This is a genomic window from Neorhizobium sp. BETTINA12A, from assembly GCF_023006485.1.
Lineage (GTDB): Bacteria > Pseudomonadota > Alphaproteobacteria > Rhizobiales > Rhizobiaceae > Neorhizobium.
This window is the reverse complement of sequence record NZ_JALBGW010000305.1, coordinates 1-2078: the sequence shown is the minus strand read 5'-3', so window position 1 is coordinate 2078 and position 2078 is coordinate 1. Positions and strand designations below refer to the sequence as shown.

The 2078-nt window shown below is 63.1% G+C and carries 2 protein-coding genes; one reads left to right on the top strand and one right to left on the bottom strand.

What is annotated here, in order from left to right:
• On the bottom strand, positions 1-256 hold a 256-nt coding region (locus MOV61_RS29620; protein ID WP_247139136.1), incomplete at its 3' end, for a TetR family transcriptional regulator.
• A 259-nt stretch (positions 257-515) separates the two neighbouring features.
• On the opposite strand from MOV61_RS29620, the gene MOV61_RS29615 reads away from it, so the two are divergent.
• Entirely contained in the window at positions 516-2039 is a 1524-nt protein-coding gene (locus tag MOV61_RS29615) for a globin-coupled sensor protein (RefSeq protein ID WP_247139135.1), read from the top strand.
• Positions 2040-2078: the final 39 nt, after the last annotated feature.

Sequence of the window (2078 nt, the reverse complement as noted above, 5' to 3'; positions counted from 1 at the left end):
CCGTCTCGCCCTCGATCGCGGCAGCAACCGCCGCCTCGGTCATGCCGGCCATCACCTTGCGATAGGCCGCCTGCAGCATCTGGTCCTTGCTGCTGAAATAGTGCCGGATCAGCCCGCCGGTGACGCCGGCGCGCATGGCGATCTGACGGACCGTCGCGCCCTGGATGCCGAACTCGGCAATGCAATCGAGCGTCGCGGCAATCAGGTCCTCGCGCCGCTCGGCCTCGCTTGCCCTATGGTAGGTGCGGCGGTTCACGGGGGGCATCTCCTGAGGAACGGGCAGGCCGTTCTTCGCACGGCGTCAGGGCTTATTATACGCTCGAATAATTCGCGCAAGCAAATTCCTTGAGCGTCCGCCGCATCTGCGTCGTATGGTCGGCGAAAATACGTCGCAAATTGTAACTTTCTATCAGTTTTTGGGGGTCGTTATTAAGAGATCCTACACCTTAGCCTTCACAATATGGAACCGATACACCCCATGCTGGGTGGTGACCGCGGCGGATTGGGGGATCATAATGTCGTCGGCTGAAGAAAAACACGAACTGCAAAAGCGCCTGGATTTCATCGGTCTGGATCAGGAAGCGCGAGCGACGCTTCGTCGTCTTGCGCCGATCATCAATGCCGGTCTTTCGGCAGCTCTCGGCACGCTTTACAAGAAGATCCAGTCGACACCCGACACCGCCAAGTTCTTCGCCAGTCAGGCTCACACGGAGAGCGCCAAGAAGCGCCAGATGAGCCATTGGAACGTCGTCGGCGAAGCCAAATACGACGAGCGTTATGTGGAAAGTGTGCGGGCCGTCGGCGCCGCGCATGCCCATTCTGGCCTCGATCCGCGCTGGTATATCGGCAGTCAGGCGCTGGTCGTGGAAAGCCTCATCCACAAGGTGATGGCCGAGAACTGGCCGTCCCGTTTCGGGCGCGGCAAATCCGAAAAGCTCGCCAAGGACGTCGCGACGCTGGTCAAGGCGGCGATGCTCGACACTGACTATTCGATCTCCGCCTATCTGGAGATACAGGCAGAACAGCGCCGCCACGCCGAGGAGGCGAAGCTCGCCGCCGACGAGGAGCAGGAAGTTGCGCTCGAGGCTCTGGACGACGTGCTGAAGGGCCTTGCCGCAGGCGATCTGGAGAGCCGGCTTTCCACCGCTCTTCCTGAAAACTTCGTCAAGATGGCGGAAGGCTATAACGGCAGTGCCGAGAGGCTGCGCGGCACATTGGCGACCGTGCGCCATGCCGGCGAGGAAATCCTCGTCAGCACCAACGGTATCTCCCAGGCCTCGAAGGATCTTGCCCGGCGGACGGAGGAACAGGCCCAGGGCCTGGAGGAGAGTTCCGCGACACTGCACCAGCTCACCCACAGCGTTTCCGGCACCGCCGAAGGCGCCAGCAAGGCGGCCGGGGCCGTCGATGTAGCGCTTTCGGAAGCACGGGCCTCGGGACCGGTCGTCAAGCAGGCCGTCGCGGCGATGGGCGAGATCGAACGGTCGTCCGACGAGATTTCAAAGATCATCGGCGTCATCGACGAGATCGCCTTCCAGACCAATCTTCTGGCGCTCAACGCGGGCGTCGAGGCGGCGCGTGCCGGCGAAGCCGGTCGCGGTTTCGCTGTCGTGGCGCAGGAAGTGCGGGCGCTGGCGCAGCGATGCGCCGATGCCGCCAAGGAGATCAAGGATCTGATCTCCGACAGTTCGCGCCAGGTGCAGGCGGGCGTCGACCTCGTCAATAATGCCGGTGCGGCGCTCAGCCAGATCACCACGCGCATCGACGACATCAACACCATCGTCAAGACGATCGCCACCGAGGCGGCGCATCAGTCGATAGGCCTGCATGAGGTCAACGGCGCGCTGAGCCGGATGGATTCGCTCACCCAGGAAAATTCGGCCATGGTGCTGGATACGTCGAAACAGACGTCGGACCTGCGCGATGCGGTGGAACGGCTGGTGACGGCGTTACGCGGCTTCAAGACCCGCAGTGCGGAACGGCTCGCCCGCGATCGCCAGAAGCGGGAAGAGATGCCCGGCCGTCGCCTCGTCGCCTGATCAGCGCCTTCCGCCGGCCAGCCGTACGGCCTCCGGCCT